Genomic DNA, 21,994 nt, shown 5'->3' on the forward strand with positions numbered 1-21,994 from the left:
TTATTTACCGCCGGTCTGTTTTTGATGTTCGTCGAGGAAGGCTTTCATCTCTTTCGGCCCCTGATAACCTGGAACCACATAGCCATCGTTGAGAACGATAGCCGGGGTACCGTTGATACCGAACTGCACGCCCAGCGCGTAGTGGTTGGCAATATCGATATTACAGCTTGCAGCCTGTACGCCTTTGCCCGCCATCGCATCATCGAACGCTTTGTTGCGATCTTTAGCGCACCAGATGGATTTCATATCCTGCTCGGCCTGGCTTTGGATCCCCTGACGTGGGAACGCCAGATAGCGCACGGTGATCCCCAGCGCGTTATAGTCTTTCATCTCTTCATGCAGCTTGTGGCAGTAGCCACAGGTGATGTCAGTGAAGACGGTGATGACATGTTTTTCCTGCGCGGCTTTGTAAACAATCATCTCTTTATCCAGCGCTTTCAGGTGCGTCATCAGCAAAGCGTTAGTGACGTTCACCGGCTGCGCGCCGCTGACATCATACATCGGCCCCTGGATGATGTGTTTGCCATCTTCCGTCACGTACAGCACGCCGCTGTTGGTCAGCACCGTTTTCATGCCCGCCACGGGGGCAGGCTGGATGTCGGTACTCTGCACGCCAAGCTTCGCCAGCGATTGTTTAATTGCGGCATCGTCAGCATGGGCGAGGCCGGAAAAAGCGGCGGCCAGCAGGGTGAACATCATTAAACCTTTTTTCATAAATTATCCTTTAATCAGCATCATGCTCGTGGATGGTGCTGTTGATGAAGTTGTCGCAGCCGCTCGGTGGCAACATGCGTATAAATTTGGGTGGTCGATAAATCGCTATGCCCTAACAGCATTTGCACCACGCGCAGATCGGCGCCGTGGTTTAGCAAATGCGTCGCGAAGGCGTGACGTAAAACGTGCGGTGACAGCTTTTCGCTATCAATCCCGGCCAATTGGGCATAGTGCTTAATACGATGCCAGAAGGTCTGTCGCGTCATTTGCTGGGCGCGCTGGCTTGGGAACAGCACGTCGATAGCCACGCCGTTCAACATCCACGGGCGACCGTGCTCCAGCCAGTTTTCAACCCAATACACGGCCTCTTCCCCCAGAGGAACCAGCCGCTCTTTATTCCCTTTACCGATAACCCGCACCACGCCCTGGCGCAGGCTGATATCGCTCATCGTCAGGCCGACGAGTTCTGAAACGCGCAGCCCGGTAGCATACAGCACTTCGAGCATCGCCTTATCACGAAGCTCAAGCGGTTGGTCAACAACCGGCGCCTTTAGTAAACGTTCGACCTGCGCTTCACTGAGGTCTTTCGGCAACCGTTGAGGTAGTTTAGGCGATGCCAGCTGCGCGCTAGGATCATCTGCGCGAATTTTTTCACGGTACAGGTGCTGAAAGAAACGACGCATAGCGCTGAGCAGCCGCGCCGTGCTGGTTGCTTTATAGCCGCCCTGCTGGCGTTCAGCGAGTAAGTTTTGCAGATCGTCGCTTTGAGCATTCTCAATCGTCAGGCTGCGATGCGCCAGCCATTCAACCACCATCGTGAGGTCACGACGGTACGCGCTAAGGGTGTTTTCCGCCAGATTTCGCTCCAGCCACAGCGCATCGAGAAATTGTTCGATTCGTGCAAGATCCTTGTCCACATCGGCTCCTGTGCGTGTTTAATCAGCGTCATTATGCCTGATTCAGGTGCCTTTCTGGTACACTACCGACATCATCATCATCAGAATCGAGAGCTGTACGTCATGAATATCGGCCTTTTTTATGGTTCCAGCACCTGTTACACCGAGATGGCAGCAGAGAAAATCCGTGACATCATCGGGCCGGAACTGGTCACACTGCATAATTTAAAAGATGATTCCCCGGCGTTAATGGAGCAGTACGATGTGCTCATTCTGGGGATCCCGACCTGGGATTTTGGTGAAATTCAGGAAGATTGGGAAGCGGTCTGGGAACAACTGGATACGCTGAATCTGGAAGGCAAAATTATTGCGCTCTACGGAATGGGCGATCAGCTTGGCTATGGTGAATGGTTCCTCGACGCGCTGGGTATGCTGCACGACAAGCTCGCGACGAAAGGGGTGAAATTTGTCGGCTATTGGCCAACCGAAGGCTATGAGTTCACCAGCCCGAAACCGGTTATTGCTGACGGGCAGCTGTTTGTCGGTCTCGCGCTGGATGAAACCAACCAGTACGATCTCAGTGATGAGCGCATCCAAAGCTGGTGTGAACAAATTCTTGGCGAAATGGCCGAGCAGTTCTCTTAATGCTGCCCCGGCGCGGGTTGCTGCAATAATATCCGCCGCAGGTCGCGCCACTCCTCAGCATTCATACTGTCTGCCGCTAACCACAGATGATGGCGTCGACCACCGTCACAGCGGCGGATCCGCAGCATCATCCCTGAGCTCAACATCCACGGCGCCCCCAGAATATCCCACTCCTGATCGTGCCAGCGTAAGCGGGAATCCATCAGCAGCTTAATTTCCCCCTGATGCGAATGAATGCGCCGTTGGCTGCGCACGCAGTCGAACACCACCAGCGACAGCAACAACAGCCAAAGCGGGGTGTAGCTTAACGGCCACGGCATCAGCAGCACAAAGGCCGCCACTAAACCATGGAGCAGTAAAGAGAGCCACTGTGAGCGCCAGGAGACGCGTAAATCAGATTGCCACAGGACCACGTTCCCGATTCCGTGTTTGAATAAGTTGTACCATACGCTGGAAGTCGGCATTAGCCGGTTTACCGTGGTTCATCAGCCAGTTGAACAGGTCTGGGTCATCACATTCCAGCAGACGGATAAAGACCGTTTTGTCTTCATCGCTCAGCGTGTCGTACTCATGCTCGAAGAACGGCATGATTGAAATATCGAGTTCACGCATACCTCGGCGGCATGCCCAATGGATACGGGCTTTGTTATTGATGTCCATAATTTCCTTCCAGCATTACGTTGTGATTAGTTTAACGTGTTTTTTGCAGTTACCTTACTGGAATCTCACGTTACACGCGCCATATTCCAAAAAAAACCATGATAAATGAAAGGGATTCATTTTGTTTCGTGACGTCTCGCAGAACGCGCTAACGGCACAAAACGACCGTCGAAAGCGCTTGCAATGACCGGTATCTCTTTTACCATGAGTCAAAAGCGCGTTCGTTACTCAATTCAGGACACCCATATGCCTTTTACTCCATTTCCTCCACGAAAGCCTTGCGCCTGTGCGCGTTTACCGCTGACGTTAATGACGCTAGATGACTGGGCGCTGGCGACCCTCACCGGGGCTGACAGCGAAAAGTATCTGCAGGGCCAGGTCACTGCTGACGTCGCGCAGATGGACGAACATCAGCATCTGCTGGTGGCGCATTGCGATGCCAAGGGCAAAATGTGGAGCAACCTGCGTCTGTTCCGCCGCCAGGACGGTTTTGCCTTTATTGAGCGCCGCAGCGTGCGTGAAGCGCAGCTAACGCAATTGAAGAAATACGCCGTATTCTCGAAAGTGACCATCGCAGCAGACGACTCCCTCGTCTTGCTGGGCGTTGCCGGTTTCCAGGCGCGCGCCGCGCTAGCCAATCTTTTTACTGAGCTGCCTGACGCCGATAAACCGAGCGTGCAGGAAGGCGAAACGTCGCTGCTGTGGTTCGCTCATCCAGACGAGCGTTTCCTGCTGGTCACCGATGCCGCCACCGCCGAACGGGTCACCGAAGCACTACGTGGTGAAGCCCAGCTTAATAACAGCCAGCAGTGGCTGGCGTTAGACATCGAAGCCGGTCTACCGGTGATTGATGAAGCCAACAGCGCGCTGTTTATTCCGCAGGCTACAAACCTACAGGCGCTGGGCGGTATCAGCTTTAAAAAAGGCTGCTATACCGGTCAGGAGATGGTGGCTCGCGCTAAATTCCGTGGCGCCAACAAGCGTGCGCTGTGGACGTTAGCAGGCAACGCCGCCCGCGTACCGGAAGCCGGGGAAGATCTCGAGCTGAAAATGGGTGACAACTGGCGCCGTACCGGTACCGTGCTGGCAGCGGTTCAACTGGATGATGGTCAGCTATTGGTGCAGGTGGTTATGAATAACGATATGGAAGCCGATAGCGTGTTCCGGGTGCGCGATGATGCCAATACATTGAGCATTCAACCGCTGCCGTATTCGTTAGACAAAGAGTAATTGCCCCGCGCTGTGTGGGAGTAGGCCTGATAAGCACAGCCCATCAGGCTATTCGGTGCCGATTGCCGGATGGCGGCGTTGCCTTATCCGGCCTACAAGCGTAGCCCGGACGAGGCATTTACGCCGCCAGGGGAGTTGGTAGCCTGGCCAAGCGCAGCGCCGCCGGGATAGCACAAAAACTACGCGACCTGCCCCACATACAAATATATCGCCAGGAAATGACAGGCGCTACCGCCTAACACGAAGCCGTGCCAGATAGCGTGGTTGTACGGTATCCGCTTGCAGACATAAAAAATCACCCCCAACGAATAGATAATCCCGCCCAGCGCCAGCAGCGTTACCCCGCCCGGCGACAGCTTGACCGCCAACTGATACACCACAATCAGCGACAGCCAGCCCATGGTCAAATAGGTCACCAGCGACAGAATTTTAAAACGATGTGCAATGGTCAGCTTGAACAAAATGCCCAGCAGCGCCAGGCTCCAGATGACAATCATCAGACCTCGCGCCAGCGGTGAGTCCAGCCCCACCAGCAAAAATGGCGTGTAGGTGCCGGCAATCAACAGGTAAATCGCGCAATGGTCGAATTTTTTGAGCCATACTTTGGCACGCTGGGAAGGAATGGCGTGGTACAGCGTCGAGGCCAAAAACAGCAGGATCATGCTGCCGCCGTACAGGCTATAGCTGGTGATGGCCGTTGCGTTGGCGTTAGCCTCAAGGGCCTGTACCAGCAGCAACACCAGCCCAACGATTCCCATAACAAAACCGACGCCGTGACTAATGCTATTGGCAATTTCCTCTGCCAGAGAATATCCCTGCTTAATGAGTGGTTTCTTATCCATTACGCGCTCCGGGCGAACGAAAAATCGTACAAACACCCTAGCGTAACTGAGAATGATTCCAGTGAACACATGTAAGCTAAAATAAAATGATGAATTTTTGTAAAATCTTACCAATCAATTAGTTAATAGGATCATTCAACTCACACGTGTAAGCTTTTTTACGCGATACGTTTAAATTCAATAACATAAAAAGTATTCTCACCAGGGTAAATATCTGCAATCACCTGTTTTAACTCAGGAAGCGTCATATTTTCCTGCTCAGCGTGCCGCTGGGTCAGCGTATCCATCGTCACGGTCGCGGTTGCCTGCACGGCGATAGTACAAAAATAGCCGTCATCTTCGTAACGGCCAACCCGCAGAATATCGCCCACCTTAAAATGAGACTCCGCCGCATCGCGCAGCGTAATGGTCTTGCGGCCAGCCAGAATGTCGTCCTGAAAACGTTGAAAAAAAGTGATGTCGTTTGGCTGCATGGTATCATTCCCTATAGGTCATTTAATTTACGAGTATCGCCACCGTGAGCTTATTCTCCCACGCCGCCATTGCCAGCCTCAATAATCTTGAGATGATGGTCTATCACTATGTCATCAAAAATCGTGACACGGTGATGTACATGACCATCCGCGAGCTGGCGGATGCGGCGGGCGTATCCACCACGACGGTGATGCGGTTTTGTCGTAAGCTCAACTGCGATGGTTACTCGGAGTTTCGCGTGCGCTTCAAATTATACCTGGAGCAGGATGAACCGCAGCAGACAAATTTCGGCACCAGTGAAATTATTAGCTTTTTTAAAAGCGTCAATAATGATGAATTTGATACGCTACTCAATGAGGCGGTCGAAATAATACTGTCTTCGGAACGTGTTATTTTTGTCGGCGCAGGCACCTCTGGTTCATTAGCAAAATATGGCGCACGGTTCTTTTCCAATATTGGAAAATTCAGTAATCACATTGACGATCCCTATTTCCCGGTAACTAACGACATGGCCAAAAATGCTCTGGCGATTGTGCTTTCCGTTTCCGGTGAAACGGAAGAGATCCTGCGTTTTGCTGGGCAGTTCAGCCTGCATCGCTGCAAGGTCATGTCCATCACCAGTCATGAAAACTCACGGCTGGCAAAACTCGCCGATTTCAACCTCTCGTGGCATGTTCCACAAACGCGTATCGGCGGAGTTTATGATATTACGACGCAGATCCCAGTTATCTATATTCTGGAAACGTTAGGCCGTAAACTGGCGAAGAAATTAGCATAAAAAAACAGGGTGTTTTATAGATGTCACATATTCCTTTTGGTGGAATTTGTTATATCGTGACATTTATTATCCCTTTGTTAGACTCGAATTTATTAAGCCAAATAAATGAGCATAACAAAGATGAAAAAACTGACCTTACCGAAAGACTTTTTATGGGGCGGTGCCATAGCCGCACACCAGGTTGAAGGCGGCTGGAATAAAGGCGGCAAAGGCCCCAGCATCTGTGATGTGCTAACCGGTGGCGCCCACGGCGTTCCCCGCGAAATTACGCAGGAAGTGGTGCCCGGTAAATACTATCCGAACCATGAGGCCATCGACTTCCACGGCCACTATAAAGAAGACATCAAGCTGTTCGCCGAAATGGGCTTCAAATGCTTCCGCACTTCGATTGCCTGGACCCGCATCTTCCCAAACGGCGATGAAACCCAGCCAAATGAAGAAGGGCTGAAGTTCTACGACGATATGTTCGATGAGCTGCTGAAATATAATATCGAACCGGTCATTACCCTTTCCCACTTCGAAATGCCGCTGCATCTGGTGCAGCAGTACGGGGCATGGACTAACCGCAAAGTGGTCGATTTCTTTGTCCGCTTTGCCGAAGTCGTTTTCGAACGTTATAAGCACAAGGTCAAATACTGGATGACCTTCAACGAGATCAATAACCAGCGTAACTGGCGCGCCCCGCTATTTGGTTACTGCTGTTCTGGCGTGGTTTACACCGAGCATGAGAATCCAGAAGAGACCATGTATCAGGTACTGCACCACCAGTTTGTTGCCAGCGCACTGGCAGTGAAGGCTGCGCGTCGTATTAATCCAGAAATGCAGGTCGGCTGTATGCTGGCGATGGTGGCGCTCTATCCGTTCTCCTGTAAGCCGGAAGATGTGATGTTTGCTCAGGAATCCATGCGTGAGCGCTATGTCTTTACCGACGTGCAAATGCGTGGCTACTACCCGCGCTATGTACTGAATGAGTGGGAGCGTCGCGGCTTCAACATCAAAATGGAAGCCGGTGATGAAGACATTCTGCGTGAAGGCACCTGTGCCTATCTGGGGCTTAGCTACTACATGACCAACGCCGTGAAGGCCGAAGGCGGCAGGGGCGATGCGATTTCCGGTTTCGAAGGTAGCGTGCCTAATCCGCACGTAAAAGCTTCCGACTGGGGATGGCAGATTGATCCGGTTGGCCTGCGTTATTCGCTGTGCGAGCTGTACGAGCGTTATCAGAAGCCATTGTTTATCGTCGAAAACGGTTTTGGCGCTTACGATAAGGTGGAAGACGACGGCAGCATTAATGATGATTACCGTATCGACTATCTGCGTGCGCACGTGGAAGAGATGATGAAAGCGGTCACCTACGATGGCGTTGATCTGATGGGCTACACGCCGTGGGGCTGCATCGACTGCGTGTCCTTCACCACCGGGCAGTACAGCAAACGTTACGGCTTTATCTATGTGAACAAGCATGATGACGGCACGGGGGATATGTCGCGTTCACGTAAGAAGAGTTTTAACTGGTACAAAGAGGTGATTGCCAGCAACGGCGAGAGTCTGTGAGTTTTGCCGGATGGCGCTACGCTTATCCGGCCTACGGGAACTTCCCCCTCACCCCGGCCCTCTCCCCAAAGGGGCGAGGGAGAAAAGCGGACGTGCCACATGCTCGACCGGTCCCCTCATCCCCACGGGGCGAGGGAGAAAAGCGGGCGTGCCACATGCTCGACCGGTCCCCTCATCCCCACGGGGCGAGGGAGAAAAGCGGGCGTGCCACATGCTCGATCGGTCCCCTCTCCCCCACGGGGAGAGGGTTAGGGTGAGGGGGCAATCTCGCACTACTTCCCACCCGCTAACTCCAGAAAACTCCCCGTCACATAAGACGCCTTCTCACTCAACAGCCAGACAATCGCCTGCGCCACCTCTTCAGGCTCGCCGCCGCGCTGCATCGGCAGCATCGACTTCACGCGATCGACGCGCCCCGGCTCGCCGCCGCTGGCGTGCATCTCGGTATAAATCAAACCCGGGCGCACGCCATTCACGCGGATCCCCTGCGCCGCGACCTCAAGCGCCAGCCCCGTTGTCAGCGTGTCCACCGCCCCCTTTGAAGCCGCGTAATCCACATATTCAAAAGGCGCACCCAGGCGAGATGCCGCAGAAGAGACGTTTACAATCGCGCCTCCCTGCCCCATCCGCTTTACCGCCTCACGGCAACAGAGGAAATAGCCGGTGACGTTAGTTTTCAGTACCCGATTGATACGCTCGGCGCTCAGCGCTTCCACGCGGCTTTGCGTAAACAGGATACCGGCGTTATTGACCAGCGCGGTCAGCGCCTCTGGTTGCTCGTCCAGTACCGCAAACATCGCCTCGACCTGCGCTTCATCCCCCACATCGGCCTGCACAGCAAATGCCTTACCGCCCGACGCCTTAATAAGGCTCACCACTTCATCCGCCGCCTGCGCATTCTGGTGATAGTTCACCGCGACCGTATACCCTTCCTGCGCCAGCTGGATCGCCGTCGCTCGACCAATTCCCCGGCTTGCGCCGGTGACCAATGCCAGTGCCATACGTTTCTCCCAAAAAAATAAAGGCGCCGAAGCGCCTTTAAAGAATAGTGTAATCAAGCGATTACTGATATTCGCTCATCGGGACACAAGAGCAGAACAGGTTACGGTCGCCGTAAACATCGTCGAGACGTTTCACCGTCGGCCAGTATTTGTTCGCCATGCCCGCCGGGAAAACAGCAACTTCACGGCTGTAACCATGATTCCACTCGCTCACCAGCTCACTCTGCGTGTGCGGCGCGTTAACCAGCGGGTTATCTTCGAGCGTCCACTCACCCGCTTTCACGCGGTCGATTTCAGCGCGGATTGCCAGCATCGCCTCAATAAAGCGATCCAGCTCAGCTTTGCTTTCCGATTCGGTCGGCTCAACCATCAGCGTACCGGCTACCGGGAATGACATGGTCGGTGCGTGGAAACCGTAGTCGATCAAGCGCTTAGCAATATCCAGCTCGCTGATGCCCGTCTCTTCTTTCAGCGGACGAATATCAAGAATACATTCGTGCGCCACGTGACCGTCGCGACCGGTGTACAGCACCGGATAAGCGTCTTTCAGGCGAGTCGCAATATAGTTAGCGTTCAGAATCGCCAGCTGGCTTGCCTGTTTTAAGCCTTCCGCGCCCATCATGCGGATATACATCCAGCTGATTGGCAAAATAGAGGCGCTACCGAACGGTGCCGCGGAGACCGCGCCCTGACGGGTCAGCATGCCTTCAATATGCACAACGCTATGGCCCGGAACAAACGGCGCCAGATGCGCTTTCACGCCGATAGGCCCCATACCTGGGCCGCCGCCGCCGTGCGGAATACAGAAAGTTTTATGCAGGTTAAGGTGCGAAACGTCCGCGCCGATAAAGCCTGGGGAAGTAATGCCCACCTGCGCGTTCATGTTCGCGCCATCAAGATAAACCTGACCGCCGAACTGGTGCACGATTTCACACACTTCGCGGATCGTCTCTTCATACACGCCGTGGGTCGACGGGTAGGTCACCATAATGCAGGACAGGTTCGCCGCATTCTGCTCCGCTTTCGCGCGCAGATCGGCCAGATCGATGTTGCCGTTTTTATCACAAGCCACTACCACAACCTGCATTCCCGCCATCTGCGCGGAGGCCGGGTTAGTGCCGTGCGCCGAGCTTGGGATAAGGCAAATATCGCGATGACCGTCGTTACGGCTTTCATGGTAGTGACGAATCGCCAGCAGACCCGCATATTCGCCCTGCGCGCCGGAGTTCGGCTGCATACACAGCGCGTCGTAACCGGTTAATTTCACCAGCCAATCGGACAGCTGACCGATCATCTGATGGTAACCTTCCGCCTGCTCAACCGGGCAGAACGGGTGCAGTTCGGCAAATTCAGGCCACGTGATTGGGATCATTTCCGCGGCGGCGTTAAGCTTCATGGTGCACGATCCCAGCGGGATCATCGCCTGATTCAGCGCCAGATCTTTACGCTCCAGAGAGTGCATATAGCGCATCATCTCCGTTTCGCTGTGGTAGCGATTAAAGACCGGGTGGCTGAGAATGGCATCATCACGCAGCATGGTCTGCGGGATAGAGCGGCTATCGAGCGCGACATCTTTGTCCAGCGTGTCGATATCCAGGCCGTGGTTGTCGCCCAGAATGACGTTAAACAGACCCAGCACATCTTCGCGAGTGGTGGTTTCGTTCAGGGTGATCCCCACGGCGTTCAGGATGTCGCTACGCAGGTTAATCTCAGCGGCTTGCGCGCGCGCCAGTACGGCGGCTTTGTCGGCCACTTCGACACACAGGGTGTCAAAGTAGTGCGCAAAACGCAGCTTCTGGCCTTTTTGTTGCAGGCCGGCAGCCAGAATATCGGTCAGACGGTGGATACGATTGGCGATACGTTTCAGGCCAACCGGGCCGTGATAAACAGCATACAGGCTGGCGATGTTCGCCAGCAGTACCTGCGAGGTACAGATGTTGGAGTTGGCTTTCTCGCGGCGGATATGCTGCTCACGCGTCTGCATCGCCATGCGCAGGGCGGTATTGCCCGCCGCATCTTTCGATACGCCGATAATACGGCCCGGCATCGCGCGCTTGAATTCATCTTTGGCTGCAAAGAACGCCGCGTGTGGGCCGCCGTAGCCCATCGGTACGCCGAAACGTTGAGCGGAGCCGAAGACAATGTCCGCGCCCTGCTTACCCGGTGCGGTTAACAGCACCAGCGCCATAAAATCAGCGGCAACGCTTACGACCACTTTGCGCGATTTCAGCTCAGCGATCAGCTTGCTGTAGTCGTGAACCTCGCCGGTCGTACCTACCTGCTGTAACAGCACGCCGAAGACGTCCTGATGCTCGAGCGCCTTGTCCGCGTCATCCACAATCACGTCAAAGCCGAAGGTTTCCGCACGGGTGCGCACCACGTCCAGCGTTTGCGGATGCACGTCAGCGGCGACGAAGAAGCGATTCGCATTTTTCAGTTTGCTGACGCGTTTAGCCATTGCCATGGCTTCAGCCGCGGCGGTCGCTTCGTCCAGCAAGGAGGCGGAGGCCATATCCAGGCCGGTCAAATCCAGCGTCACCTGCTGGAAGTTGAGCAACGATTCCAGGCGCCCCTGCGACACTTCCGGCTGATACGGAGTGTAAGCCGTGTACCAGCCTGGATTTTCCAGCATATTACGCTGAATAACCGGCGGCAGCTGTACCGGGGTGTAGCCCATGCCAATGTATGACTTAAAGCGCTTGTTGCGGCTGGCAATCGCCTTCAGCTCTGCCAGCGCGGCGAATTCTGTCGTGGCGTCGCCTACCTGTGGCGGCGTAGCAAGCTGGATATCTTTCGGCACGATCTGCCCAATCAGCGCATTTAATGAATCTGCGCCGACGGTTTTGAGCATTTCATGCTGCTGTTGGGCATCCGGCCCGATGTGACGTTCAATAAACGCGCCACGGTTTTCAAGCTGGCTTAAAGTCTGTGTCATGAGCGATGGTTCCTGAAACGTGCGGTGAATCGAGATTATCTAACTGAACTGCCCGGTGGCGCTTCGCTTACCGGGCCCACATCACGTAGGCCGGATAAACGCAGTGCCATCCGGCACAACCTTACTCGTTTTCTAATAATGCTTCGTATGCGGTTGCATCGAGCAACGCGGCAACCTGCGATTCGTCACTGGCTTTAATTTTGAAGATCCAGCCGCCTTCATATGGTTCACTGTTCACAAGCTCCGGTGAATCACCCAGTTCTTCGTTGACGGCGACAATTTCACCGCTGATTGGCGCGTAAATATCAGAAGCCGCTTTAACGGATTCTGCGACCGCACAGTCATCGCCCGCGCTAACGGTGGCGCCTACGTCCGGCAGGTCAACAAAGACCATATCGCCCAGGAGCTCCTGCGCGTGCTCGGTAATCCCCACGGTGTAGCTACCGTCAGCTTCTTTGCGCAGCCATTCGTGTTCTTTGCTGTATTTCAGTTCTGCTGGTACGTTGCTCATCAAAAATTCTCCAGAATAAGAATAGGTTACGCGACGGCCTTGCCGTTACGCACAAAAATAGGTTTGGTCACTTTCACCGGCATTTCGCGGTTACGGATTTGCACAATTGCCGTTTCGCCAATCCCTTCCGGGACGCGAGCCAGCGCAATGCTGTGGCCTAAAGTTGGCGAGAAGGTGCCGCTGGTGATCGTCCCTTCACAGGCGTTGCCGTTGGCATCGGTAAAGCGTACCGGCAGTTCGCCGCGCAGAACGCCTTTCTCTGTCATCACCAGGCCGACGAGTTGTTCAGTCCCTCTCTCGCGTTCTTGTTCCAGTACGTCGCGACCAATAAAGTCACGATCGGCCGGTTCCCAGGCGATAGTCCAGCCCATATTGGCAGCCAGCGGCGAAACGCCTTCATCCATCTCCTGACCGTACAGGTTCATGCCCGCTTCCAGACGCAGCGTGTCGCGCGCGCCCAGACCGCAAGGCTTCACGCCAGCCTGTACCAGCTTTTGCCAGAAATCAGCGGCCTGCTCTTTCGGCAGCGCAATTTCATAACCCGCTTCCCCGGTATAGCCGGTCGTCGCGATAAAGAAGTCGCCCGCCTGTACGCCAAAGAACGGTTTCATGCCGTCAACGGCCTGACGCTGCTCATCGGTAAACAGGCTATTGGCTTTCGCCTGCGCGTTCGGCCCCTGTACCGCAATAAGCGACAGGTCATCACGGACGGTGATGTCGATGGCATAAGGTTCGGCGTGTTGGGTAATCCAGGAGAGGTCTTTTTCGCGGGTAGCGGAGTTAACAACGAGGCGGAAATAATCTTCGGTAAGGTAATAGACAATCAGGTCGTCAATCACGCCACCCGAGGCATTTAGCATGCCGCTGTAAAGCGCTTTACCCGGTTTGGTGAGCTTTGCGACGTCGTTCGCCAGCAGGTAGCGCAGAAATTCTCGGGTTCTCGGGCCGTGGAGGTCAACGATGGTCATATGCGACACATCGAACATCCCGGCATCGGTACGCACCGCGTGGTGTTCATCAATCTGCGAGCCATAGTGCAGCGGCATCATCCAGCCGTGGAAATCTACCATGCGCGCGCCACATAACACGTGCTGATCGTACAAAGGCGTTTCTTGAGCCATCATATCCTCGTTTTGTAAATCGCACCACAAAACCTGACGCCGATCCCCGTCTAAGGCACCGACGCAAACGTTATCTTTTCCCTGAACTTACCACTGAACACCGTCGTTAACCATCAAGAAAAAAGGGCCATCACATTAGCTTATGACCCAAAGACGCCAAAAATCATACAGAACTATCAACTGCAAAAAAGCGAAATACGCCACATATTATTAACAATAACGGCGAAATATTTAGCACAAGATAATATTTCCTGCGGGAAACAAGGCGTGTTTTCCGTAACAAAAAAATGGATGGATTAATAAAACTAATGCGAAAAATGACGTGAAATTAGATTTTTTCAAATGAGGGAGAGACTCCCGGTGGAATCACCGGGAGTAAAAGTGTGAGCGACTTAACGAAGCCACTCAGGCAGGTCATTCAGGCCCATCGCCTGACGAATTAATTGCGGCTTAACGCCGGGCAGCGTGTCCGCCAGTTTCAGGCCGATATCGCGCAACAGTTTTTTCGCCGGATTTTCCCCAGCGAACAGTTCGCGGAAACCTTGCATGCCCGCCAGCATGACCGCCGCGCTATGCTTGCGGCTACGCTCGTAACGACGCAGATAGAAATGCTGACCAAAATCTTTGCCCTGCGCCTGTAGCCGTTTAAGCTCATTAATCAGTTCAGCCGCATCCATAAAGCCCAGATTAACGCCCTGCCCGGCAAGCGGGTGGATGGTGTGCGCCGCATCGCCGACCAGCGCTAAACGGTGCGCCGCAAACTGGCGCGCATAGCGTCCGGTGAGCGGGTAAATCTGCCGCTCACTCTCCACCTTGCAAAGCCCCAGACGGTTATCAAAGGCAATATTCAGCGCCTGATTAAATTCGGCTGCATCGGCTTGCTGCATCCGCTCAGCTTCCTGCGGCGACAGCGACCAGACAATAGAGCATAAATGAGGATCGGACAGCGGCAGGAAAGCGAGGATACCTTCGCCGTGGAAACACTGGCGCGCGACGGCTTCATGCGGCTCCTCGGTGAGCACGGTGGCGACCAGCGCATGGTGTCGGTAATCCCAGAAGGTCAGCGGAATATCGGCTTTGTTGCGTAGCCAGGAGTTTGCGCCGTCGGCGCCAACCACCAGGCGAGCGGTCAGCATGTTGCCATCTTTCAGGGTCAAAAAGGCTTCGTTCTCGCCCCACACCACCTGCTGTAATTCTGCCGGTGCCATTAACGTGACGTCTGCGCAGCGCTCGGCCTTTTGCCACAGCGCCTGATGAATAACCGCATTCTCGACGATATGCCCGAGATGGCTGTAACCCATGCTGCGGTCGTCAAACGCGATGCGGCCAAAGCTGTCTTTATCCCACACTTCCATGCCGTGGTAACAGCTGGCGCGCTGGGCAACAATTGCCGACCAGACGTCCAGCTTCGATAACAGCTTTTCGCTACCCGCATTAATGGCCGACACGCGCAGCGCAGGCGGCGCATCGGCGGCAAGTGGCTGCGGCAGCGATTGTTCCAGTACTGCAACCCGCAGGCCGCTGCCCTGTAAACCGCAGGCCACCGCCAGCCCAACCATTCCACCGCCTACGATGGCAACATCAACACTTTGCACATTAACTCCTTAAAGCTCTTAACGAGCGACCCAGCCCAGCGTACGCTGCGCCAGCACATCGCGTGCCGGGGTAAATAATTCCATTGCCATCAGCCCCGCGTTGCGTCCGGCAACCAGCGGCGCCCAGCGGTTAGCAAACAGATGCACCAGACCGTCCGTAACGCCAATGGTGGCAGATTTATCCTCTGCCCGCTGGCGTTGATACTGGCATAACAGCGGGTAGTCGCCGATATCGTGATTGTTGGCATGCGCCTGCGCCAGCGTTTCTGCCAGCGTCATCACATCGCGCAAGCCTAAGTTAAATCCCTGCCCGGCAATCGGATGCAGCGTCTGCGCGGCGTTGCCCACCAGCGCCAGCCGGTGTGACACGGTGCGCGTTGCGGTAGATAACGATAGCGGATAAGCGTTGCGCGCCCCGGCCTGGGTAATGCGACCTAATCGCCAGCCAAACGCCTGCTGCAGTTCGTGGCAAAAACGTTCATCTGACCAGCTTAATACCTCGTCATGACGTTCCAGCGGATGACACCACACCAGCGAGCAGCGGTTATGGGACATCGGCAACATTGCCAGCGGCCCGTATTCGGTGAAGCGCTCGAACGCACGTCCCTGATGAGGGACGGCGGTGGTGACGTTAGCAATTACCGCCACCTGATTATACGGTTCCTGCTGCCAGTGAATACCGCACTGCTCGCCCAGCGTTGAGCGCGAGCCATCAGCCGCCACCAGCAGTTTACCGTGCAGCGTTTCGCCGTTATCCAGCGTGACGCTCACGCCGTCGGATTGCCGCTCGACCTGCGTCACTCGTGAAGGACAATGCAGCGTCACGCCGCGCGCTTTGCGCAGCAAGCCGAACAGCCGCTGACCGACGTCATGCAGCTCGACCACGTTACCGAGCGCCGCCAGACGGTAGTCGGCAGCGTCCAGGGTGACAAATCCCGCGTGACCACGATCGCTGACATGCACGGTGGTAATAGCGGTCGCACAGTCGGCAATGGCCTGCCAAAGATCGATTTTCTCCAGCTGCTGACAGGTGCCAGCGGCCAGCGCAATCGCTCGCGCATCAAAGCCCGGGTGCTGGGCGGCGTGAATATCAGCCGCCTCAATCACGTGTACCGGCAGACGGCCAGCGGTAAGTTGCGATGCCGCCAGGGCAAGCGTGGCGCCGGTCATTCCGCCGCCGACGATTATCAGGCTCATAGCTTTCGCGCCGCCGCCATCAAGGCTTCAATGTCATCGGCGTTTTTGACGACGCTGGCGGTGAGGTTTTCGTTGCCGTCTTCGGTTATCAGGATATCGTCTTCAATACGAATACCGATGCCGCGATACTCTGCCGGAACGTCAGCGTCCGGCGCGATATAAAGGCCCGGCTCAACGGTCAGCACCATGCCAGGTTCAAGCACGCGAGAACGTTCTACGCCGTAGGCGCCCACGTCATGGACATCGAGCCCCAGCCAGTGGCTTAAGCCATGCATAAAATATGGGCGATGCGCGTTGTCGGTGATGAGCTGTTCAATATCGCCCTTGAGGATCCCCAGGCCGTGCAGACCGGTAATCATGATCCGCACCACTTCCGTGGTCACTTCCTGAATTGAGGTGCCGGGACGATACAGCTCAAGAGACTTGTACAGCGACGCGAGAACGATGTCATAGATGGCGCGCTGTGCGGGGGTAAATTTGCCGTTAACCGGGAAGGTACGGGTAATATCACCGGCGTAACCTTGATATTCACAGCCCGCATCAATCAGCACCAGATCGCCGTCGCGCAGTTCAGACTCGTTTTCGGTGTAGTGCAAGATACAGCCATTTTCACCGCCGCCGACGATGGTGTTGTAGGACGGATAGCGGGCACCGTGGCGGGAAAACTCATGCAGAATCTCCCCTTCCAGCTGATATTCAAACATGCCCGGGCGGCATTTTTCCATCGCGCGGGTATGCGCCAGCGCGCTAATCTCGCCCGCGCGGCGCAGAATATCAATCTCTTCGCTGTCCTTAAACAGGCGCATTTCGTGCACCATCGGACGCCAATCGATGATTGAATCCGGCGCGGTCAGATTCTGACGCGAGCCTTTACGCAGTTTATCCAGGGCGGTAAAGACAATCTCATCGGCCCAGCCGTATTCGCCCTGAGCGTGATAAATCACGTCCAGACCGTTCAACAGTTGATACAGCTGTTGATTGATTTCGCTGAACGCCAGTGCCCGATCGACGCCCAGTTTTTCCGGTGCCGCATCCTGTCCCAGGCGGCGACCAAACCAGATTTCAGCGGTCAGATCGCGAACGCGGTTAAAAAGGACGCTATGGTTGTGGGTGTCATTGCTTTTAATCAGCACCAGCAAGGCTTCTGGCTCATTAAAGCCCGTGAAGTACCAGAAATCGCTGTTCTGGCGATAGGGATACTCGGAATCCGCGCTGCGCGTCACTTCTGGCGCGGCAAAAATCAGCGCCGCGCTACCTGGCTTCATCTGTGCCAGTAGCGCCTGGCGACGGCGGAGAAACGCTTGCTGTGTCATGACATCTCCTTTCAATCCCTTAGCGCTCCGTTCGCGTGAATACGCCGTCAACAGAGCAATCAGGCTTAGTGTAATGTTGGTTTTTGAACTTCAGGTGCTGTCGGCTGCGGATGCGTGAAAGTATCGTGGCACAAGAGCGCTGCAACACGAACGTATTCAATAATCTCCTCCAGCGACATCTCCAGCTCTTCCTGGTCTTCATCTTCGTCATAACCAAGTTGCGCAATATTACGAAGATCGTCAATGGCTTCGCCAGTTTCATCTTTCACTTTATCAAGCTTAGGCTGCACCATGCCGAGGCCCAGCAGGAAGTGGTTTACCCAACCGGACAGCGCATCGGCGCGCTCAAACACGGTGACGTCATCACCGTCAGGCAGATAAAGCTGAAAAAGAAAACCGTCATCTTCCAGCGCGTCACTGGTTGCGGCATGCATGGCGCGCAGCGACTGAGCCAATTCCTGACCAAAGGCCAGGCCTTCGTTAGTCAGGTCGTGAACCAGCGGCTGCCATGAGCTGTCTTTGTTGCCGCCGCACAGCAGCCCGCTCAGCAGTCCGTGCATTTCAGCGGGGGTCAGACCCACGCCTTGTTGGTTCAATTGCTGGTTTACCAGGGTGTAACCCGGCATTTCGTTCTTTATAGACATGCGCATTCGTCATCGTTGGAGGGATTTCATGATATGCTACCACTTTGGACCCTGGGGATACCAGAAAAGGGCTTGTATGTTCGCACCAGGGTAGCTATAGTGTCGCCCCTTCACGCCCTGAGAGTGAAGGTCGCGCAGTCAATCAGCAGGAAGGTGGCATGTCTGCAGAACCCGTCGATATCCATATTTTTGGCCGTTCACTGCGAGTGAATTGCCCGCCTGAACAAAGGGATGCTTTGAATCAGGCTGCGGACGATCTGAATCAGCGGTTGCAAGATCTAAAAGAACGCACTAAAGTCACAAATACTGAGCAGTTGGTTTTCATCGCCGCGTTGAACATCAGCTATGAGTTAACTCAGGAAAAGGCGAAGACGCGTGACTATGCATCAAGCATGGAACAGCGTATTCGGATGTTGCAACAGACTATTGAACAAGCGTTACTTGATCAGGGTCGCACATCCGAAAAGTCAGGGCCAAAGTTTGAATAACACTTTGCAGTCTACTATGGTAGAGTGACTGTGAAGAAAAAATTTCTCTGAGATGTTCGCAAGCGGGCCAGTCCCCTGAGCCGATATTTCATACCACAAGAATGTGGCGCTCCACGGTTGGTGAGCATGCTCGGTTCGTCCGAGAAGCCTTAAAACTGTGACGACACATTCACCTTGAACCAAGGGTTCAAGGGTTACAGCCTGCGGCGGCATCTCGGAGATTCCCCTTCTACCTACCGGTCTTATGACACAGTTTCCTGAGCATACCCTTTCCCGACAAGACATTCGCCAGTTAATCCGGCAACGACGTCGTGCGCTCACCGCTGAGCAACAGCAGCTGTTCGGTCAACAAGCCGCGGCCCGAATGATGGCCTGGCCTCCCGTTCTGACAGCCAAAACGGTCGCCTTGTTTTTATCCTTCGATGGTGAACTTGATACCCAACCCTTGATAGAACAGCTCTGGCAGGCAGGCAAACGTGTTTATTTGCCGGTATTACATCCGTTTAGCCCGGGCAATCTGCTGTTTCTGCACTACCATCCGCACAGCCATCTGGTGGTTAATCGCCTGAAAATCAGCGAGCCACGGCTTGATGTGCGTGACGTGCTACCGCTCAGTCAGTTGGATGTGCTAATTACGCCGTTAGTGGCCTTTGATGAAAAAGGGCAACGGCTAGGCATGGGCGGTGGTTTCTATGACCGCACATTACAAAACTGGCGCCAGTATGGCGTTCAACCCGTCGGCTACGCGCATGACTGTCAGTTGGTGACCACGCTGCCGGTCGAAGAGTGGGATATCCCTCTTCCTGCCGTGGTGACACCGTCAAAAACCTGGCAGTGGTAGACAAATTCTATCGATTGACAGCGCCGTTTTTTTGACCTAAATTCCTCGGTAAAGGGTGAGGGAGGCGAACCTCCCTCCTGCGTGCTAACTGTTAATATGCCGGGTAAGCGATAATTAACAGAATCAGCAGTATGATGACGTATCTCATCATTGTCCCTTTCCTTTTTGAGCCCCTGCTTCGGTAGGGGCTTTTCCGTTTCAGCCCAATGCTGAACCCCTATCGTAAATTGCTTTTACCCATAAACAATGCGGGGTTTAGCCTTTTATCGCCGTTTGCGGCAAGGCTCGGAAATCCAGTGTATGCGTTGCAAAAAGGGATAATTCAGGACGGGAAAAAGAGAAACGGGCAGACTACTTGCCTGCCCGTGAGAGGATGGATTAGTACAGCAGACGCGCGCGAACGGTGCCCGGGATGGCTTTCATGCTCAGCAGCGCTTTTTCAGCAACATCTTCTTCCGCTTCGATATCAATAACCACATACCCCATATCCGCAGTAGTTTGCAGATACTGCGCGGCAATGTTGACGCCCTGCTCGGCAAAAATCTGGTTCAGTGCGGTCATGATGCCAGGACGGTTTTCATGGATGTGCAGCAGACGACGACCACCGTGCAGCGGCAGAGACACTTCAGGGAAGTTCACCGCAGACAGCGTCGAACCATTATCAGAGTACTTCGCCAGTTTCCCTGCCACTTCCAGACCGATATTTTCTTGCGCTTCCTGGGTCGATCCGCCGATATGCGGCGTCAGGATCACGTTGTCGAATTCACACAGCGGTGAAGTAAACGGATCGCTGTTGGTTGCCGGCTCAGTTGGGAATACGTCAACCGCCGCGCCCGCAAGATGTTTGCTCGCCAGCACCGCGCACAGGGCAGGAATATCCACCACCGTGCCGCGTGAGGCGTTAATCAGCAGCGCGCCCGGTTTCATCAGCGCAAGCTCTTCGGCGCCCATCATATTTTTAGTCGACGCGTTTTCTGGCACATGCAGGCTGACAACGTCGCTCATATTCAGCAGGTCGGAAAGATGCTGCACCTGAGTGGCATTCCCCAGCGGCAGTTTGTTTTCGATATCGTAGAAGAAGACGTGCATGCCCAGCGATTCGGCGAGGATCCCCAACTGAGTGCCGATATGACCGTAGCCAATGATCCCCAGCTTTTTACCACGCGCTTCATAAGAACCCGCCGCCAGTTTATTCCAGATGCCACGGTGCGCTTTGGCGTTGGCTTCAGGAATACCGCGTAGCAGAAGGAGCAGCTCGCCAATCACCAGCTCCGCCACGGAACGTGTGTTAGAAAACGGTGCGTTAAACACCGGAACGCCGCGTCTGGCCGCTGCTTTCAGGTCAACCTGGTTGGTGCCGATACAGAAGCAACCTACCGCCACCAGTTTGTCGGCAACCGCCAGGATCTCTTCCGTCAACTGTGTGCGCGAGCGCAGGCCGATGAAATGAGCATCACGGATGGACTCCTTCAGCTGTTCGCTATCCAGCGCACCTTTGTGAAATTCGATATTGGTGTAACCTGCTGCGCGAAGGCTATCCAGCGCCTTCTGGTGCACGCCTTCAACCAGCAGAAACTTAATTTTGTCTTTTTCCAGTGATACCTTAGCCATTTCCCCGTCCTGTCTTCGCATTATTCGTGTTGTGCTGAACGAAAGTTCATCTAAGCAACATATCAAAAATAAATATTGCGGCAATATGAACGTTTGCGTCGGGGTCATGAAGAAGCGTCATGCACGGCCAGATACCAGCATAAAATGCTAAACAGAAAACTTTCTGTGGGATGTTAATTAGACGAGGGATAACAAATGTGACACAAGTCACCAAATTTGCCCTGAATAAAAAAAATGGGGGAAATGGTCATTCCCCCCTGGCGTCAGATCATTTCACAATGGTTTTTACGCCATCGGCGGTACCGATAAGAGCAACATCAGCGCCGCGATTGGCGAACAGGCCCACCGTCACCACGCCCGGAATACCGTTAATGGCATTTTCCAGGGCGATGGCATCGAGAATTTCCAGGCCGTGTACATCGAGGATAACGTTGCCGTTATCGGTCACAACGCCCTGACGATACTCCGGGCGACCGCCCAGTTTCACCAGTTCGCGCGCCACTGCGCTGCGCGCCATCGGAATAACCTCAACCGGCAGCGGGAAATTACCCAGAATATCCACCTGCTTTGAGGCATCGGCGATGCAGATAAATTTATCCGCCACGGAAGCGATGATTTTTTCGCGCGTTAACGCCGCTCCGCCGCCCTTGATCATCTGCATGTGGCCGTTAATCTCATCTGCGCCATCGACGTAGATGCCCAGACGGTCAACTTCGTTGAGGTCGAAAACGGTGATACCGAGACTTTTCAGCTTTTCGGTAGAGGCATCAGAGCTGGAAACGGCTCCTTCGATTTGTCCTTTCATCGTGCCTAACGCATCAATAAAGTGCGCCGCGGTAGACCCCGTACCTACACCGACAATCGTCCCCGGTTGTACGTATTGAAGTGCCGCCCAACCTACTGCTTTTTTCAGTTCATCCTGCGTCATGATCGTTTCGCCTGTG

At 54.5% G+C, this 21,994-nt stretch carries 22 protein-coding genes and 1 other RNA gene; 7 read left to right on the forward strand and 16 right to left on the reverse strand.

Annotated features, from left to right (window positions below; genetic code table 11):
- Together dsbC and xerD are read right to left on the reverse strand one after the other, a co-directional pair.
- The gene (gene dsbC, locus ACIPDS_RS07095) at nt 1-714 is read right to left on the reverse strand and encodes a bifunctional protein-disulfide isomerase/oxidoreductase DsbC (protein ID WP_166515646.1); all 714 of its coding nucleotides are present in this window, start codon (nt 712-714) and stop codon (nt 1-3) included.
- A 20-nt stretch (nt 715-734) separates the two neighbouring features.
- A complete protein-coding gene (gene xerD, locus ACIPDS_RS07100) occupies nt 735-1,631 on the reverse strand; it encodes a site-specific tyrosine recombinase XerD (protein WP_400734171.1) in 897 nt (298 codons plus the stop codon).
- A 102-nt stretch (nt 1,632-1,733) separates the two neighbouring features.
- Between xerD and fldB the strand changes: the two genes are divergently transcribed.
- On the forward strand, nt 1,734-2,255 hold the full coding sequence (gene fldB / locus ACIPDS_RS07105) for a flavodoxin FldB (protein ID WP_166515919.1): 522 nt from the start codon (nt 1,734-1,736) through the stop codon (nt 2,253-2,255).
- On the opposite strand, the gene ACIPDS_RS07110 is transcribed toward fldB, so the two are convergent.
- Both ACIPDS_RS07110 and sdhE read right to left on the reverse strand, forming a co-directional pair.
- Nucleotides 2,252-2,668 carry a protein YgfX gene (locus tag ACIPDS_RS07110; RefSeq protein ID WP_166515644.1) on the reverse strand — a complete coding sequence of 139 codons (417 nt, stop codon included), beginning with the start codon at nt 2,666-2,668 and terminating at the stop codon, nt 2,252-2,254. The two genes, fldB and ACIPDS_RS07110, sit on opposite strands and share 4 nt — an antisense overlap.
- Nucleotides 2,649-2,915: an FAD assembly factor SdhE gene (gene sdhE / locus ACIPDS_RS07115; protein ID WP_062773044.1), complete on the reverse strand. Its 267-nt coding sequence runs from the start codon at nt 2,913-2,915 to the stop codon at nt 2,649-2,651. Before sdhE ends, ACIPDS_RS07110 begins: the two co-directional genes overlap by 20 nt.
- A 246-nt stretch (nt 2,916-3,161) precedes the next feature.
- Here sdhE and ygfZ point away from each other — a divergent pair, with 246 nt between their 5' ends.
- Entirely contained in the window at nt 3,162-4,145 is a 984-nt protein-coding gene (ygfZ, locus tag ACIPDS_RS07120) for a tRNA-modifying protein YgfZ (protein ID WP_400734707.1), read from the forward strand.
- Nucleotides 4,146-4,324: 179 nt separating this feature from the next.
- Here the strand turns inward: ygfZ and ACIPDS_RS07125 are convergent, their stop codons facing one another.
- Complete coding sequence (locus tag ACIPDS_RS07125; protein ID WP_400734176.1) at nt 4,325-4,987, reverse strand: hemolysin III family protein; 663 nt, start codon at nt 4,985-4,987, stop codon at nt 4,325-4,327.
- 158 nt (nt 4,988-5,145) lie between these two features.
- Complete coding sequence (yqfB, locus tag ACIPDS_RS07130) at nt 5,146-5,460, reverse strand: N(4)-acetylcytidine aminohydrolase (protein ID WP_400734178.1); 315 nt, start codon at nt 5,458-5,460, stop codon at nt 5,146-5,148.
- 44 nt (nt 5,461-5,504) lie between these two features.
- Between yqfB and ACIPDS_RS07135 the strand changes: the two genes are divergently transcribed.
- Nucleotides 5,505-6,239: a MurR/RpiR family transcriptional regulator gene (locus tag ACIPDS_RS07135; protein ID WP_400734181.1), complete on the forward strand. Its 735-nt coding sequence runs from the start codon at nt 5,505-5,507 to the stop codon at nt 6,237-6,239.
- A gap of 120 nt (nt 6,240-6,359) precedes the next feature.
- Complete coding sequence (gene bglA / locus ACIPDS_RS07140) at nt 6,360-7,793, forward strand: 6-phospho-beta-glucosidase BglA (protein WP_400734184.1); 1,434 nt, start codon at nt 6,360-6,362, stop codon at nt 7,791-7,793.
- Nucleotides 7,794-8,065: 272 nt separating this feature from the next.
- On the opposite strand, the gene ACIPDS_RS07145 is transcribed toward bglA, so the two are convergent.
- The 8 genes from ACIPDS_RS07145 to ACIPDS_RS07180 all read right to left on the reverse strand — a co-directional run bounded on the left by ACIPDS_RS07145 (nt 8,066) and on the right by ACIPDS_RS07180 (nt 18,110).
- Nucleotides 8,066-8,794: an SDR family oxidoreductase gene (locus tag ACIPDS_RS07145; protein WP_400734187.1), complete on the reverse strand. Its 729-nt coding sequence runs from the start codon at nt 8,792-8,794 to the stop codon at nt 8,066-8,068.
- Between the two features lie 61 nt (nt 8,795-8,855).
- Nucleotides 8,856-11,729, reverse strand: a complete 2,874-nt coding sequence (gcvP, locus tag ACIPDS_RS07150) for an aminomethyl-transferring glycine dehydrogenase (protein WP_400734190.1) — start codon at nt 11,727-11,729, stop codon at nt 8,856-8,858.
- Nucleotides 11,730-11,850: 121 nt separating this feature from the next.
- Complete coding sequence (gcvH, locus tag ACIPDS_RS07155; RefSeq protein WP_400734192.1) at nt 11,851-12,240, reverse strand: glycine cleavage system protein GcvH; 390 nt, start codon at nt 12,238-12,240, stop codon at nt 11,851-11,853.
- 26 nt (nt 12,241-12,266) lie between these two features.
- Complete coding sequence (gene gcvT / locus ACIPDS_RS07160; RefSeq protein ID WP_400734709.1) at nt 12,267-13,361, reverse strand: glycine cleavage system aminomethyltransferase GcvT; 1,095 nt, start codon at nt 13,359-13,361, stop codon at nt 12,267-12,269.
- Between the two features lie 392 nt (nt 13,362-13,753).
- Nucleotides 13,754-14,956, reverse strand: a complete 1,203-nt coding sequence (gene ubiI, locus ACIPDS_RS07165; protein ID WP_400734194.1) for an FAD-dependent 2-octaprenylphenol hydroxylase — start codon at nt 14,954-14,956, stop codon at nt 13,754-13,756.
- Between the two features lie 18 nt (nt 14,957-14,974).
- Nucleotides 14,975-16,153, reverse strand: coding sequence for a 2-octaprenyl-6-methoxyphenyl hydroxylase (gene ubiH, locus ACIPDS_RS07170; protein WP_400734196.1), 1,179 nt, complete (start codon nt 16,151-16,153; stop codon nt 14,975-14,977).
- On the reverse strand, nt 16,150-17,466 hold the full coding sequence (gene pepP / locus ACIPDS_RS07175) for a Xaa-Pro aminopeptidase (protein WP_400734198.1): 1,317 nt from the start codon (nt 17,464-17,466) through the stop codon (nt 16,150-16,152). The genes ubiH and pepP overlap by 4 nt, the downstream gene beginning before the upstream one ends.
- A gap of 65 nt (nt 17,467-17,531) precedes the next feature.
- On the reverse strand, nt 17,532-18,110 hold the full coding sequence (locus ACIPDS_RS07180; protein WP_166515590.1) for a YecA family protein: 579 nt from the start codon (nt 18,108-18,110) through the stop codon (nt 17,532-17,534).
- A gap of 158 nt (nt 18,111-18,268) precedes the next feature.
- On the opposite strand from ACIPDS_RS07180, the gene zapA reads away from it, so the two are divergent.
- The 3 genes from zapA (at nt 18,269) to ACIPDS_RS07195 (ending at nt 19,439) form a co-directional block, all read left to right on the forward strand.
- The gene (gene zapA / locus ACIPDS_RS07185) at nt 18,269-18,598 is read left to right on the forward strand and encodes a cell division protein ZapA (RefSeq protein WP_166515589.1); all 330 of its coding nucleotides are present in this window, start codon (nt 18,269-18,271) and stop codon (nt 18,596-18,598) included.
- 41 nt (nt 18,599-18,639) lie between these two features.
- A non-coding RNA gene (ssrS, locus tag ACIPDS_RS07190) (6S RNA) lies at nt 18,640-18,823 on the forward strand.
- 19 nt (nt 18,824-18,842) lie between these two features.
- Nucleotides 18,843-19,439, forward strand: coding sequence for a 5-formyltetrahydrofolate cyclo-ligase (locus tag ACIPDS_RS07195; RefSeq protein ID WP_400734201.1), 597 nt, complete (start codon nt 18,843-18,845; stop codon nt 19,437-19,439).
- A 378-nt stretch (nt 19,440-19,817) separates the two neighbouring features.
- Here ACIPDS_RS07195 and serA read toward each other — a convergent pair whose 3' ends face one another.
- Together serA and rpiA are read right to left on the reverse strand one after the other, a co-directional pair.
- Complete coding sequence (gene serA, locus ACIPDS_RS07200) at nt 19,818-21,050, reverse strand: phosphoglycerate dehydrogenase (RefSeq protein ID WP_166515587.1); 1,233 nt, start codon at nt 21,048-21,050, stop codon at nt 19,818-19,820.
- 268 nt (nt 21,051-21,318) lie between these two features.
- On the reverse strand, nt 21,319-21,978 hold the full coding sequence (gene rpiA, locus ACIPDS_RS07205; protein ID WP_047347933.1) for a ribose-5-phosphate isomerase RpiA: 660 nt from the start codon (nt 21,976-21,978) through the stop codon (nt 21,319-21,321).
- Nucleotides 21,979-21,994 lie beyond the last annotated feature (16 nt).

This window comes from Kluyvera sp. NPDC087067 (assembly GCF_044745165.1).
Taxonomy (GTDB): Bacteria; Pseudomonadota; Gammaproteobacteria; order Enterobacterales; family Enterobacteriaceae; genus Kluyvera.